Annotated in this window: 16 protein-coding genes; 9 read left to right on the top strand and 7 right to left on the bottom strand. The window is 71.0% G+C overall.

Going from position 1 to position 13,548, the window contains the following annotated elements; genetic code table 11:
- Positions 1 to 60 precede the first annotated feature (60 nt).
- Positions 61 to 2,679: a bifunctional FO biosynthesis protein CofGH gene (locus EKD16_RS19640; RefSeq protein WP_131100038.1), complete on the top strand. Its 2,619-nt coding sequence runs from the start codon at positions 61 to 63 to the stop codon at positions 2,677 to 2,679.
- A gap of 98 nt (positions 2,680 to 2,777) precedes the next feature.
- Here the strand turns inward: EKD16_RS19640 and EKD16_RS19635 are convergent, their stop codons facing one another.
- The gene (locus EKD16_RS19635; protein WP_131100034.1) at positions 2,778 to 3,566 is read right to left on the bottom strand and encodes a MerR family transcriptional regulator; all 789 of its coding nucleotides are present in this window, start codon (positions 3,564 to 3,566) and stop codon (positions 2,778 to 2,780) included.
- 40 nt (positions 3,567 to 3,606) lie between these two features.
- Here EKD16_RS19635 and EKD16_RS19630 point away from each other — a divergent pair, with 40 nt between their 5' ends.
- Entirely contained in the window at positions 3,607 to 4,107 is a 501-nt protein-coding gene (locus tag EKD16_RS19630; RefSeq protein WP_131100031.1) for a DUF6194 family protein, read from the top strand.
- A 94-nt stretch (positions 4,108 to 4,201) separates the two neighbouring features.
- Here EKD16_RS19630 and EKD16_RS19625 read toward each other — a convergent pair whose 3' ends face one another.
- Positions 4,202 to 5,068, bottom strand: a complete 867-nt coding sequence (locus EKD16_RS19625; RefSeq protein WP_131100028.1) for an alpha/beta fold hydrolase — start codon at positions 5,066 to 5,068, stop codon at positions 4,202 to 4,204.
- Between the two features lie 89 nt (positions 5,069 to 5,157).
- On the opposite strand from EKD16_RS19625, the gene EKD16_RS19620 reads away from it, so the two are divergent.
- The 3 genes from EKD16_RS19620 to EKD16_RS19610 all read left to right on the top strand — a co-directional run bounded on the left by EKD16_RS19620 (position 5,158) and on the right by EKD16_RS19610 (position 7,170).
- Entirely contained in the window at positions 5,158 to 5,652 is a 495-nt protein-coding gene (locus tag EKD16_RS19620) for a CGNR zinc finger domain-containing protein (protein ID WP_242677069.1), read from the top strand.
- Positions 5,653 to 5,812: 160 nt separating this feature from the next.
- Complete coding sequence (locus tag EKD16_RS19615; protein ID WP_131100025.1) at positions 5,813 to 6,508, top strand: RNA polymerase sigma factor; 696 nt, start codon at positions 5,813 to 5,815, stop codon at positions 6,506 to 6,508.
- Complete coding sequence (locus EKD16_RS19610) at positions 6,505 to 7,170, top strand: hypothetical protein (RefSeq protein ID WP_131100023.1); 666 nt, start codon at positions 6,505 to 6,507, stop codon at positions 7,168 to 7,170. Before EKD16_RS19615 ends, EKD16_RS19610 begins: the two co-directional genes overlap by 4 nt.
- 301 nt (positions 7,171 to 7,471) lie before the next feature.
- Here the strand turns inward: EKD16_RS19610 and EKD16_RS19605 are convergent, their stop codons facing one another.
- The 4 genes from EKD16_RS19605 to EKD16_RS19595 form a co-directional block, all read right to left on the bottom strand.
- A complete protein-coding gene (locus EKD16_RS19605; protein ID WP_394347352.1) occupies positions 7,472 to 8,467 on the bottom strand; it encodes a chitinase in 996 nt (331 codons plus the stop codon).
- 370 nt (positions 8,468 to 8,837) lie between these two features.
- Complete coding sequence (locus tag EKD16_RS19600; protein WP_131100020.1) at positions 8,838 to 9,272, bottom strand: hypothetical protein; 435 nt, start codon at positions 9,270 to 9,272, stop codon at positions 8,838 to 8,840.
- Positions 9,269 to 9,523 carry a hypothetical protein gene (locus EKD16_RS25485; RefSeq protein WP_131097378.1) on the bottom strand — a complete coding sequence of 85 codons (255 nt, stop codon included), beginning with the start codon at positions 9,521 to 9,523 and terminating at the stop codon, positions 9,269 to 9,271. The genes EKD16_RS19600 and EKD16_RS25485 overlap by 4 nt, the downstream gene beginning before the upstream one ends.
- Positions 9,520 to 9,801 (bottom strand): hypothetical protein, encoded by a 282-nt coding sequence (locus EKD16_RS19595; RefSeq protein ID WP_131100017.1) that lies wholly within the window; start codon positions 9,799 to 9,801, stop codon positions 9,520 to 9,522. The genes EKD16_RS25485 and EKD16_RS19595 overlap by 4 nt, the downstream gene beginning before the upstream one ends.
- A 307-nt stretch (positions 9,802 to 10,108) precedes the next feature.
- On the opposite strand from EKD16_RS19595, the gene EKD16_RS19590 reads away from it, so the two are divergent.
- The 4 genes from EKD16_RS19590 to EKD16_RS19580 all read left to right on the top strand — a co-directional run bounded on the left by EKD16_RS19590 (position 10,109) and on the right by EKD16_RS19580 (position 12,611).
- Complete coding sequence (locus EKD16_RS19590; RefSeq protein ID WP_131100014.1) at positions 10,109 to 10,945, top strand: helix-turn-helix domain-containing protein; 837 nt, start codon at positions 10,109 to 10,111, stop codon at positions 10,943 to 10,945.
- A gap of 14 nt (positions 10,946 to 10,959) precedes the next feature.
- Positions 10,960 to 11,154 carry a DUF397 domain-containing protein gene (locus EKD16_RS19585; RefSeq protein ID WP_131100011.1) on the top strand — a complete coding sequence of 65 codons (195 nt, stop codon included), beginning with the start codon at positions 10,960 to 10,962 and terminating at the stop codon, positions 11,152 to 11,154.
- A gap of 411 nt (positions 11,155 to 11,565) precedes the next feature.
- Positions 11,566 to 11,724: a hypothetical protein gene (locus EKD16_RS25480; protein ID WP_165498617.1), complete on the top strand. Its 159-nt coding sequence runs from the start codon at positions 11,566 to 11,568 to the stop codon at positions 11,722 to 11,724.
- 65 nt (positions 11,725 to 11,789) lie between these two features.
- Complete coding sequence (locus tag EKD16_RS19580; RefSeq protein WP_131100007.1) at positions 11,790 to 12,611, top strand: class I SAM-dependent methyltransferase; 822 nt, start codon at positions 11,790 to 11,792, stop codon at positions 12,609 to 12,611.
- Positions 12,612 to 12,696: 85 nt separating this feature from the next.
- Here EKD16_RS19580 and EKD16_RS19575 read toward each other — a convergent pair whose 3' ends face one another.
- Complete coding sequence (locus tag EKD16_RS19575; RefSeq protein ID WP_131100004.1) at positions 12,697 to 13,473, bottom strand: helix-turn-helix domain-containing protein; 777 nt, start codon at positions 13,471 to 13,473, stop codon at positions 12,697 to 12,699.
- Positions 13,474 to 13,548: the final 75 nt, after the last annotated feature.

The following is a 13,548-nucleotide window of genomic DNA, read 5'->3' as shown; positions in this document are numbered from 1 at the left end:
CCGTGCACACACGGCGGGGCGCGCTGGGAGGGCCGGGGCCGCCGCCGTATCGTGCGGGCCATGACAAGTGCTGGACATCGGGACTCCGAATCCGCCCCCGCACCCTCGTCCATGCGCCGTGCGCTGGCTCGGGCGCGCGACGGCAAGACTCTCGACCACGCCGAGGCCGAGGTGCTGCTGCAGGCCCGCGGCGACGACCTCGACGCGCTGCTCGACCACGCCGGGCGCGTCCGCGACGCCGGGCTGGAGGCCGCCGGGCGCCCCGGCGTCGTCACCTACAGCCGCAAGGTGTTCATCCCTCTCACCCGGCTGTGCCGCGACCGCTGCCACTACTGCACCTTCGCCACCGCGCCCGGCCACCTGGACGCCCCCTACCTCTCGCCCGACGAGGTGCTGGAGATCGCCCGCCAAGGCGCCGCCATGGGCTGCAAGGAGGCCCTGTTCACGCTGGGCGACCGCCCCGAGGACCGCTGGCGCCAGGCCGCCCGGTGGCTCGACGAGCGCGGCTACGAGGACACCCTCTCCTACGTCCGCGCCATGGCCATTCTGGTCCTGGAGGAGACCGGCCTGCTGCCCCACCTCAACCCGGGCGTGTTGTCCTGGTCCGACTTCCAGCGGCTCAAGCCCGTGGCCCCCTCGATGGGCATGATGCTGGAGACCACCTCCGAGCGGCTGTTCACCGAGCGCGGCCAAGCCCACTACGGCAGCCCCGACAAGGACCCCGCCGTGCGGCTGCGCGTACTGGAGGACGCCGGCCGCAGCACAGTGCCCTTCACCACCGGCATCCTCATCGGCATCGGCGAGAACACCGCCGAGCGCGCCGACGCGGTCTTCGCCATGCGCCGAGCCGCCCGCGAGTACGGCGCGATCCAAGAGGTCATCGTGCAGAACTTCCGGGCCAAGCCCGACACCGCGATGATGCACCGCCCCGACGCGGAGATGGCCGAGCTGGCCGCCACCGTCGCCGTCACCCGCCTGGTCATGGGCGCCAAGGCGCGCGTGCAGGCGCCGCCCAACCTCATCGGCGACCAGTACGCGCTCATGCTGCGCGCCGGGATCGACGACTGGGGCGGCGTCTCCCCGCTGACTCCCGACCACGTCAACCCCGAGCGCCCGTGGCCGCAGATCGACGAGTTGGCCCGGCGCACCGCCGAAGCGGGGTTCACCCTGCGCGAGCGGCTCACGGTCTATCCCGAGTACGTCCGCCAGGGCGAGCCGTGGCTGGACCCGCGGGTGTCGGCCCACGTCGCCGCGCTCGCCGAACCCGGTACCGGCCTGGCCCGCGAGGACGCCGGCGTCGTCGGCCGCCCCTGGCAGGAGCCCGAGCCGCAGGAGGCCGGATCCGGCCGCACCGACCTGCACACCGCCATCGACACCGAGGGCCGCACCGCAGAGGTCCGCGGGGACTTCGACGCCGTCTACGGCGACTGGGAGCAGCTGCGCGAGCGCATGCCCCGCCCCGCGCTGGGTGTCGGTGCGCCCCGCCGCTTCGACCCCGAGATCCGCGCCGCCCTCACTCGCGCCGAACGCGATCCCGCCGCCCTCACCGACGAGGAGTCGCTGGCGCTGCTGCACGCCCACGGCGACGAGCTGGAGGAGCTGGCGGGCCTGGCCGACGCCGTGCGCCACGACACCGTCGGCGACGACGTGACCTTCGTCGTCACCCGCAACATCAACTTCACCAACGTCTGCTACACCGGCTGCCGCTTCTGCGCCTTCGCCCAGCGGCGCAGCGACGCCGACGCCTACACCCTCTCCTTGGACCAGGTCGCCGACCGGGCCGCCGAGGCGTGGGAAGCGGGCGCGAGCGAGGTGTGCATGCAGGGCGGCATCCACCCCGACCTGCCCGGCACCGCCTACTTCGACCTCGCCCGCGCGGTGAAGGAGCGCGTCCCCGGCATCCACGTGCACGCGTTCAGCCCGATGGAGGTGGTCAACGGCGCCGCGCGCACCGACTCCTCCGTGAAGGCGTGGCTGGAGCGGGCGCGCGACGCCGGTGTCGACTCGCTGCCGGGCACCGCCGCCGAAATCCTGGACGACGACGTCCGCTGGGTGCTGACCAAGGGCAAGCTGCCCGCCTCGGCCTGGGTCGACGTGGTCACCACCGCCCACGACCTGGGCATCCCCACCACCTCCACGATGATGTACGGCCACGTCGACACCCCCGAACACTGGGTCGCCCACATCAAACTGCTGCGCTCGCTTCAGCAGCGCTCGCTGGAGCGCAACGGCCGCCCCGGCTTCACCGAGTTCGTGCCGCTGCCGTTCGTGCACACCAGCGCCCCGATCTATCTGGCCGGGCTCGCGCGCACCGGCCCCACCGTCCGGGAGAACCGGGCCGTGCACGCGCTCGCGCGGCTGCTGCTGCACGGCACGATCGACAACATCCAGTGCTCGTGGGTGAAGCTGGCCGAGGACACCTGCCGCCAACTGCTCGCCGGGGGCGTGAACGACGTCGGCGGGACACTGATGGAGGAGACCATCAGCCGCATGGCCGGATCCGACAACGGCTCGTTCAAGACCATCGGCGACATCCGCGCCCTGATCGAGCCCACCGGCCGCCCGCTGCGCCAGCGCACCACCCTCTACGGCGAGGTCCCGCCCGAGCGCCGCGAGATCGCCGAGGCCAGCGACGGGGTTGCGCAGAGCGTCCGCGGGATGCGGCTGCCTGTGGTCTGAGTCCGCTCTGCCCGGGGAAGCGCCGCGTCGGTGCGTCGCCGCACCGACGCGGGACCCAAGCCGTCGCTGCCGCCGCGCAGTTGATCGGCCTTATCGGCCTATGCGCGGCGGGGGGCGGCGTCGCCGGCAGCCGGGTCGCCGGTGCGGCCCGGCCGGTGCTCGGGCGCGATGATGTCGGCGAGCGTCGTGCCGGCGCGCAGCAGCGCCAGCGTGCGCCGTGCGATGGAGTCGACTCTGGCTTCGAGGGCGCCCAGCGACCGGCCGACGTCGTGCAGATCCCGGACGGCGGCCATGGCTCGCCGGACGTCGGGGACGCGGTAGCCGGCAGTCCTCAGCGCCGCGGTGATGCGGGCCTCGCGGATCGCCTGGAGCGGGTAGCGGCGCGCCGATCCCGCTTTCGCGGTCACGCGCTCCGGTGTCACGAGCCCGGCCTTGTCCCAGAAGCGGAGCGTCGAGGTGCGCACGCCGAGCGCGTCGGCCAGTTCGGTGATGGTCATCGCGTCTCCGGCGGCCGGTGGGGAGTCGAGTGCCGCCTCGGCGCGGACGGCGCGCAGCGCCCGCTGCGCCGCGAGCGCCTCCTCCCGCTCCCGGTTCAGCCGTGCGTGGAGTGAAGCCACCGCGGCCGCCGCCTCGTCCGGCGCCGCGGTGCGGATCAGCGCCATGGTCCGGCGGGCCTCCACCGGTCCCACCGCGGTTGCGAGATCCCGGTAGGCACGCAGGTCGCGGACATGGGTGGGGGAGAAGCGGCGGTAGCCGTTGGGGGCTCGGTGCGCGGCGGGGATGACGCCGAGGGCTTCCAGGTCACGGATCTGCTGGCGCGAGTAGCCCGTGGCCGCCGACACCGCGGACATGCCGAGCCCATCCGCCGATCCACCGGGGTCAGCCATGCAAAACCCTCCATAAGCACTTCAACCTCACACTTGAAGTATGCGTATGGAACAGATCCTCGACACGGTGCGCGGGTTCGACGGCGTCCTCGAACTCGCGCCGACAGCGGGCAGCGAGTACCCGGAGATCGCCTGGGGCGACCACTTCTTCTACTACGCCCCCGACGGGCAGGTGCCCCGTCGCGAGCAGCCCTATGCCACGATCGTCACGAAGGACTACCCCGACGAGCCGGTTTCCGGGCTCGACGACCCGGGGCGGTGGCGTCTCAACGTCCACGTCGGCAAGGAGAGGTCCGCCGAGCTTTTGGGAGCACGTCCGGAGAGCGCCGGGGAGCCGGTGGACTACGGCGCCGAGGACACCCTGATCCCGCACCCGGTCTATGCCGACCTGGGATGGATCGCCATCGTGGTTCCGGGGGCGCGCACCTCCGAAACCGCGATCGGGCTGCTCCGCCAGGCCCACGCGGACGCGCAGCGGAGGTACGAACGCCGCCGCGCGGTTCCGACGGCCGAAGACGACGACACCGCGCCTCGTGCATGACGCGCGCCGACGCATCCTCGCCCGTGGCGCACGCGCCGGCAGCAGCGGCGAGGCATGAGCGAGGCCCCGCGGGCGGGTGGTCGGTCGGACCTCCTCAACCCAGCACCCGCCCGAGGAAGCCGCGCATGTAGCCGGCGACGACGTCCAGGTGGCTCTCCAACAGGAAGTGGCCGCCGTCGATCAGGTGGACCTCCGCGTCCTCGGCGTCGCGGGCGAAGGCCCGCGCGCCCGCCGGGCCGAAGATCTCGTCGTTGCGGCCCCACACGGCGAGCACCGGGATCCCGCTGGTGCGCAGGAATTCGTGCAGTAGCGGGTAGAGCGGGCGGTTGTTCGCGTAGTCGCGGAACAGCGCCAACTGGACCTCGTCGTTGCCTTCACGGGAGACGTGGGCGAAGTCGTGCTCCCAGGTGTCCGGGCTGACGAGGCTCGGGTCGGGCACCCCGTGCACGTATTGCCAGCGGATGGCGTCGAGGCTCAGGGCGGCGCGGACGGGGGGCTCGGTTCCGGGGCCCGGGTTCGCCGCGTAGGCCCAGACGTCGGTCCAGAACGAGTCGACGAAACCGTCCTCGTAGCCGTTGCCGTTCTGGGTGACGAGGGCGGAGATCCGTTCGGGGTGTTCGAGCGCGAGGCGCCATCCGATGGGGGCGCCGTAGTCCTGGACGTAGAGGGCGTAGCGGTCCAAACCCAGTTGGTCGAGCAGGCCCGAGGTGAGTTCGGCGAGGGCGTCGAAGGTGTAGGTGAACTCCTCCACGCGGGGAGCGGCGGAGCGGCCGAAGCCGAGGTGGTCCGGGGCGACGACGTGGTAGTCCCCGGCCAGCAGCGGGATGAGTTCGCGGAACATGAACGAGCTGGTCGGGTAGCCGTGCAGCAGGACGATCACGGGCGCGTCGGCGGGGCCCGCTTCGCGGTAGAAGATCTCGTGGCCTTCGACGGTGGCGGTCTGGTGGTGAACCGAGCCCATGTCTAACCCCTTCGAACTATTGGTCAAGTTAGGAGTTCGTCATACAAGCACGACATGGGCTAACCTGTCAAAGGATTCGATCCGGTTAGATGGGGTGGTGGTGGATGGACGTGCTGCTGGACCTGCTCAACAGCCGGCCACTGGTCGGTGGCGAGGAGCAGGACGCACTCGGGGAGTCGTCCGCGGGCAGGCGCTGGGCGCGGGAGCACGGCGGCGACGGCAGCACCGCGGAACTGGCGCTGCTGCGCGAAGCGCGGGACGCCCTGCAGGGTGTGGTCAGGGGAGAACGCTCCCCGGCCGCATTGAACCCGCTGCTCGAAGGGGTCGACCGGATTCCGGAGTTCACCTCGGATGGTCTGCAGTGGACACTCCGGACTCCCCCGCACGCCCGGCTGGCCGTCGAAGCGGTACTCGCCTGGGCCGCCACCGAGGAGCGGATGCCCGGCCGACTACGCCCCTGCGACAACGGCGAGTGCCGACTGTTCCTACTCGACCGCAGCCGCGCCAACCGCGCCCGCTGGTGCTCCATGGCCGTCTGCGGCAACCGCGAAAAGGCGCGCCGCCACTACGAACGCACCCGCTGACCGCTCCCGAGCCCGACCGGGCCCGTGCCGCCTCCCGCCCCGACACCGCCGCGGACCTCTGTGAAAGCTCCGACCAGCGGCGGTAACGCTTCGCTTTCCGGTCGCCAAGTACCCGTGAACGCAGGCGGAAGGCGACCAGGATGCGTAAGAGAGGCGCCAAGTGGCAGGTGAGCACAGCAGACGCGCGGGTCCGCGGGAGGCCGCGCGCGATCCGGAGGTCTTCGAGGAGTTCTACCGGCGGCATATCGACGCGGTCACCCGGTTCGTGGCGCGGCGGGTCGAGGACCCGCACACCGCCGCGGACCTGACCGCCGACGTGTTCCTGGCGGTTGTCGACTCCGCGCACACCTTCCGGCCCGAGCTGGGAAACGAGTCGGCGTGGCTGTTCGGGATCGCGCGCAACGTGGTCTCGGCCGAACGCCGTCGCGCCGCGCGCGAGGCCGACAGCGGCAGCCGCATCGCCGGCCGCCGGCTGCTGGAGTCCGACGACATCGGCCGCTTGGAAGAGCGCATCCTCGCCGAAGGGGAGGCCCGCCGGCTGCTGCGGTCGCTGGCGGAGCTGCCCGAGGGCGAGCGTCAGGTGATCGAGCTGGTCGCGGTCGACCAGCTCACCGTCACCGAGGCCGCGGCGGCACTCGGCATCCGCAAGGTGACCGCACGGGTGCGGCTGTACCGGGCGCGCAAGTTCCTGCGTGCCGGGATGGGGGAGCGCGCGGAGGAACCCGCGGACGAACCGGCGGAGGGGCTCGGTCAGGGACCCGCGCAGGTCCCGAATCCGCATGCCGCACCGGCCCGGCCGAGCGGGCAGCCGCCGGTCCGGATCGCCTACGCACGGGAAGCACAGGGAGAGGCATGACTATGGACAAGACGTCGCGGTTCGAGGACCGGCTGCTCAGCGAGCTGAAGCGGGAGGTCGCGCTGAACGCGGCCCGGCAGGACGAGGAAGGCGCGCGGGAGTCCGCGCCCCGGCGTCGCCTGGTCACCGCCCCGCGCCTGGGTCTGGCAGCGGCGGGCGGCGCGGCGGTCGCCGCGGGCTTCGTGCTGGTGCCCGGTGCGACGGCGCCGCCGGCCTACGCCGTCGAGGAGAAGCAGGACGGGAGCGTGGAGGTCAGCATCGAGGAACTGACGCTCGATAGGGGCGATCAGCGGGCGTTGGCCGCCGACCTGAGGGAGGCGGGGGTGACTGTGGAGATCAGGAATCCGGATCCGGGCACCCGCTGCACCTCCGACCTGCGGGTGGGCAGCATGACCGTGCTCCCCGGGAAGAAAAGCGGCGACGGGGAGTTCGCGGTGGGTAAGGCCTACTCGGGCGACTCGGGCGACTCGGGCGTGACAGGGGGACCGGAGTCGCAGCCGGCGGTGGGCTCGCAGGTGCCGTGGTCGTTCGTCGTGGACTCGGGCGACTCCATGGTCATCGAGAACATCGTGCCGCAGGAAGGCGAGCATCGGACGTCGGCTTACTACGTCGCTCAGGGCGAGCCCGCGCCGTGCCGCGCGGTGCCCGTCGACAAGTGGTGAAAGAGGCGCAAAAGGAAGAGAGGGTGCGGCGCCAGGGGATGTCTGGTGCGCCGCACCCTCTCGGTGAGGGCTTCCGGTCCGGGCAGGGCGTCGGCGTGCCGACGGGAGTGGACCGGGAGGGGAGCCCGATAGGGGGTCCTCGGTTGGGGGTGTCCTCATACGACGGTGGTCGGTCCCGGCAGGCGGGGGGAATGTGTCGCCGGGACCGACCACCTCCTCCGGCGGGGTCAGGGCCGGACGGCCCGCCCGCGCCTCACGCGGCGCCGCGGATGCGGCTGATCGGCTGCCGCTGCTCGGCCGATCAGCCGGTCCCCAGCCGGGCGCCCAGCGCGTCGGCGAAGGCGTAGCCGTTCGTGGCGTCCCAGTTGATCGACCACGTCATAGCACCGCCGATGGGCCCGTAGGGCTCGCTCGGGGTGAAGGAGCCGCAGTTTCGCCCCTGTTCGAGGCAGTCCAGGGCGTCGATGACGTTGCCGGCCGGCTGGTAGCCGCCGCCCGCCGCGGCAGGGGTGGCGGGCAGCCCCAGTCCCACCTGGTCGGGGCTCAGTCCCATTTCCAGTTGGATGCAGGCCTGGGCGGTCAGGAAGTCGACCGTCCCCTGCGAGTAGACCTGGTCGTCGCAGCCCAGCATGGTGCCGGAGTTGTAGTACTGCATGTTGACGATGGTCAGGATGTCGCTGATGTTCTGCGTCAGCTGGTAGTAGGCGTGGCTCGGGCCCTGCATGTTGATGGTCTGCGGGGCCATGGTGATGATCAGGTCCGATCCGGCCTTGGCCCGCAGCTGGCGCAGCGCCTCTTCCATGTACCGGGCGTTGATGCCGTGTTCGAGGTCGATGTCGACTCCGTCGAACCCGTACTCCTGCATCAGCCCGTAGGCGGTGTTGGCGAACTCGGTCGCCTGGGCGGCGTTGGTGACGTCCACGTGGCCGTTCTGGCCCCCGATGGACAGCACGACCTTGCGGCCCTCGGCCTGGACGGCGGCGACGTCGCTCTTGAACTGCTGGTCGGTGTAGCCGCCGAGTTGGCCTTCGGCGACGTCGAAGGTGATGCCGCCGGGCGTTCCGGTGTTTCCGGCGAAGGCCACCGCGATCATGTTGTAGACGGAGGGGACTTCGCTGATCGGCATCGTGGTGGAGCCGTTGCTGAAGTTGTGCCAGTAGCCGGTGAGCCACTGGCCCTGCGCTGCGGTTTCGGCCTGGGCCGCGCTCTCGCCCTGCGCGGCAGGCGCGGCGGAGGCGGGCTCGGCACCGGAGAAGAAGGCGGGGCCGGCGGCGGCCGCCACGCCGAGGGTGGACAGCGCCGCCGCACCGGCCAGGGCCGCGGAGAGCCGCGGGAACCGGGTGAAGGGGCCGGAGAACCGGCCGCGGCGGGCGTGTCGGGTTTGTCGGGGAGTCACGGAGGGGCTCCTTCCAGGTGTCCGTGCGTCCGTGAGCGGGGAAAGGACGCAAACCCGGGTGCATGCGGGCCGGGCTCGCTCTCAGTGTTCGGATCCGCACCTGAAGTGTTAAGAAACCTAAGAGTTGGGGCCGACTCCGTCAACCCGATCTGGAAGTATTATTTCCAAAAACTCTGGGTCTCCGCGCGGGTACTGAGTGCGCGCATGCGCCCCCGTCCTGGTCACGGACGGGGGCGCGGCTGGGACGGGTGAGTCGGATTCCGGTCGGTTGTCAGCCGACGGGCGCCGTCGTCCCCATCGCGCTCTGTGGCCGAACCGGGCGCTGGGACCACGGCCGCCGCGCCGGTCGGCGGCGGGGGCGCGGGGCGGAGCGTGTCCGGAACGCGGGCTGCGACGTGGCGGGGGCGGGTGGGACGCGGTGGGTGGGCGCGAGCAGGTCGGCCGGGATGGGAGGTGCGTGGGCGGCGGCCAGTGCTTGGGCAAGTGCGTCGGCGAGGGCGGCGGGTGTGGGCGCTTCGATCAGGTGGGGCAGGCCGGGCAGCGTCGCCCACCAGGTGCGGGTATGGGTGCCGTGCCAGCAGGTCGCGCCGGGGAAGCGGGCTTTGAGGCGGTGGGCCTGGGCGCGAGCGTCGGGGGCGGGTAGGGCCACCGGCGTCCTGGCCTTGGGCGGCATGGTCGTGGGCGGCATGGTGGCGGGTGTGGTCATGTCTGGAATCCGATCGTGAAGTAGTCGCGGTAGGGCAGCGGCGCGGGAGGCGCGGGGCGGCGCCGGGTGCGCGTTCGGTTACGCGGTGCGGTGTCGATGCGGGTGCGGTGGCCGCAGCGGTCGCATACCTGGGTCCAGGCGGTGGGCGTGACGTGGGCGAAGGTGTAGGGGTAGTGCTCGCCGGGGTGGTCGGGGGCTTCGGGGAAGCCGGTGGCGGTGGGCGGTTCCCCGGGTGGACCGGCGGCGGTCACCGCGGTGCCTGGCGGGGGTGGGGCGGGTAGGGGCGGGAGCCGGCGGTTCGGTGCGGGTGGGCGGCGAGCGCTGCGGCGAACGCGCCGAGGTCGTCGGATGAGACGTGCAGCCCGTTGGGGCGGTCGGCGGCGACGTAGAGCGGCCCGGGCAGGCGCCGGATCTCGGGCCAGGCGTGGGAGTGGGCTTCGGCGATCTCGCAGAAGGCGGTGTGGTCGCCTCGCTGGTGTGTGGACGCGGGAGCGGGTGCGTGCGCGGGCTGCGGTACGTATGGCCGCACCCGCGCGGCGCGTGGGCGCCCGGGAGCGAGGAGTACGCGCGGGAGTGGGAGGGCGACGCTCAGTGGTAGATGCAGCAAGGGAACCCCGCAAGGGCCGGGCCGGACAACGAGTCCAGTCGTGCTTGGATGTACACACATAGTGACTATGAAGCTTCATGTTTGCAAGTCTTCACCTCATGATTGTCGTAGGGATTTCTGTGTCAGGGGGTCGCATTCATGATCGAAGGTTTCAGGCCAGATGACGCGTTCGCGACGATCAGCGACTCCTCGTAACATCCGAGAGGCACGCACGAACTCGGGAGACGACATGGCTGAGCAGCGACCGTCCATCCGGCGGCGCCGACTGTCGGATGAGCTCAAGCGCGCTCGTGCCGAAGCGGGCTACACCGTTGAACAGGTCGCTGACCTGACGGAGTGGTCGATGGGGAAGATCTCCAACATCGAAACCGGTGTGCGGCTCAAGCCCACGGTCATGGAGATCAAGGGTCTGCTCGACACCTACGGACTCATGGATGGCCGCCGACGCGAGGCGATCCTCGACCTGACCAGACAGGCTCGTGAGCGTGGCTGGTGGTCGAAGTACACAGACGTCTTCACCGACGACTTCCCGGCCTTCGAAGCTGAGGCGTCGCGCATCCGGACATATGAACTCGCTCGAATACCGGGCCTGTTTCAGACGCCTGGATATGTCGAGATACTGATGCGAGCGAGTCTGCGGAAGTCGCCAGTTGACATCGACCGTGCTGTCGAGACGCGCCAACAGCGACAGCAGATCCTCCGGAGAGCCGCACCCCCGGACGTCTGGGCCGTTATCGATGAAGCAGCGCTTCTACGGTTTCGGACTTACGAGCCCGTCTTCGCAGAGCAAGTCCGGCACCTGATCGATCTTGGAGAGGCGGATAACTCGGTCACAGTGCAGGTTCTCCCGCTGGCGTCAGGGATGCATGCCGGTCTGCGAGGCCCTTTCGCCTACCTTGAGTTCGGTGAGCCCGTGCGTCCGATCGTCTACTTGGAGACCGATACGGACGGACTCTACCTTGAAGAGAACGAGGAACTCGACCGCTACAACCGGCTGTTCGAGCATCTGATGACGTTCGCTCGCCACCCTGAAGCGTCGGTTCAGATGCTCAAGGACATGCTGTAGGAACCGAGAACGTGATGAACGACAACTTCCCTGCCCCAACAGACTTCCGTAAGTCGAGCTACAGCGACCTGAACAACTGCGTCGAGGTCGCCGACACCTTCCACGGCGCCGCAGTCCGCGATACCCGGCACCGCCACCTCGGCCACATCGAGTTCCCCGCCGCCGAGTGGCGGGCGTTCCTCGCCGACCTCACGGCCGAGCAGCTGTAGTCCTGGCGGCGGGCCGGTCCCGCGATCACCGCACTGGGTGCTCGCCGGTGACGGCGGCCGGCGGCGGCTCGGGTCTGCTGTGCGGTCTTGTTGGTCTGCCGGGTGTCGGGTGGTCTCACGGAAAAGCGGCACCGAGGGCGGCGCAGGGTTCGGCCCGCGCCCACCGCGTCGGGTGCTCGCCGGTGGCGGTGGTCGGCGGGGGCGCCGCGGGGTGGCGCCCCCGCCCAACGGGTCGGGTGCTCGCCAGATTGCGCGTCCGGCGGGGCGGCGGGGGCGGCGAAGGGCTGGGCCCGCGGGCGTCGGTTCCGGTGCCCGCCGGTGGCCCGCCCGCCGAGGGGCAGTGCAGGTGCCGGGTGCCGGGAAGGGGCGTGTGTCCGTGAAGGGGCAGGGCGGCGGGACGATCGTGCCCGTATGACGAAATTCAGCGGCATTCTTTGGGAATTTGGCCACGATCGCCGCGGCCGGCTCCGGGACGTCGGGCATGTTTCGTATTGCGGAATGGGCCACATCGAGTTCCCCGCCCACGAGTGGCAGGCGTTCCTCGCGGACCTCGTGGCTGACGAGCTGTAGCAAGTACCGACTGCGCCCTCGCCCGCCCCCTCCCCGTACCGGCGCAACAAGGGCAGGATGAGGGCATGGACCCGGAACTCAGGCGCGTGGCGACCGACCGGCGGCAGCTCTCGGAAGGCGCCTACAAGGACCAGACCAACCTCGTCGCCCGGCAGCGGCTCTACGACCACCAGGAGCCGCAGTTCGACCTTCCGGGCATCGTCCTCGACATGCTCTCCGGAATGCGGGGCCCGGTGCTCGACCTCGGCTGCGGCAACGGCCGCTACCTCTCCCGCCTGCGTGACGAGCGCCCGGATCTGGCGGCCGTGGGCGCCGACGCCTCCCTCGGCATGCTCGAAGACGTGCCGGCGGGGCTGCCCGTCGTGTGCGCCGACGCCGTCGAACTGCCCGTCAGCGCCGAAAGCGTCGGCGCCGTTCTGGCGATGCACATGCTGTACCACGTCTCCGACCTGGATGCGGCGCTCACCGAGGTCATCCGCGTGCTCACGCCGGACGGCGTCTTCATCGCCTCCACCAACGCCGAGGATGACAAGCACGAGCTGGACGAGCTGTGGGCGTCGGCCGCGGCGGAGGTGATGGGCGTCGAGCAGGCTCCGGGGCGCGTCCGCAGCTCCGACAACTTCCCGCTCGACAGCGGCGCGGACGTACTGCGCGAGCAGTTCGCCGCCGTGGAGGTGCACGAGCTGAAGGGGCACATCGAGACCGCCGATCCGGACGTCGTACTGCCCCATCTCGCCTCGTACCGCATCTGGGCCGCCCAGTCCGGCGTCCCCTTCGACGACGTCCTCGCCCGCGTGCGCGAACGCCTGGAGCGCACGGTGGCCGACGCGGGCGCGTTCACCATCACCACCCGCAACGGCGTCATCCGCGCCCGCCGCCCGGAGTAGCGCGACCCGGCTCGGCCCGTCCCCATCCGGCGAAAGTACTAGGCGAAGTACCGTGCGCCGGCTCAGCCGCACCGCTCCCCGTGCCCTATCGGACGGAGCCGGCGGATCCGGGAGAGTGCGGTGTCGGCGTATCGTCGGCGCTTTCCTCGTCCTCTTGGGCGAGGATCTCGTTCACCCGTTGCAGGACGCGGATTTGTGCTGGGTTGTACAGTTCCGCCACCGCCGAGGCCAGCGCGCTCTCGGCGAGTTTCCTGCCCCGGGGAGAATGCGCCGCCGGATCCACCGACCACGGGTGCTTCTCCCGGCCCCGGCGGATCTCCGGCGCCATCCGCCGGGCAAGCAGCTCCACCGCGTCGTCGTCCGCGTCGGGGGGCACGGCCTCGAACTCCTCGTCCGTCTCGTGCTGCTCGGCCAGCATCTGCCGGAAGTCCTCCATGGCCTCCTCGCTGAAGACCGTCGAGTAGACCATGAGCAGCGACCGCTTGGTCTCGGAGAGGGGGCCCGAGACGGGCGCGAATCCGGGCGGAACCTCGGGCGAGGCGCGGTGGCGCAGGATCACGGCCAGTTGCGCACGTACGCGGGTAAGGCGCGCGATCGTCGCCTCAAGCTCGGCGTCCAGCGCACGGATCGCCGCGTCCGGCTCCTCATCGGCCCGCTCCATGGCCGCGATCTGCGCCAGGGGTATCCCCAGCTCGCTCAGCCTCTTGATCTGGACCAGCCGGATGAGGTGCGAAACCCCGTACTGCTTGTAGCCGTTCGAGGCGCGTTCGGGCACGTCGAGCAGGCCGATCGCGTGGTAGTGCCGAACGGTCTTCACGGTCGTGTCCGCCAGTTCGGCGAGCTGCCGAGTGCTCCAGGCCATTGTCTGCCTCCCCCGATCCTCGTTCCCGCGGACGCCCGAGACCATGACCCCCAGCCGAAGTCCACACCATGCCCC

This window comes from Streptomonospora litoralis (assembly GCF_004323735.1).
In the GTDB taxonomy this organism is placed as follows: domain Bacteria; phylum Actinomycetota; class Actinomycetes; order Streptosporangiales; family Streptosporangiaceae; genus Streptomonospora; species Streptomonospora litoralis.
This window is presented reverse-complemented; position numbering and strand designations above follow the sequence as displayed.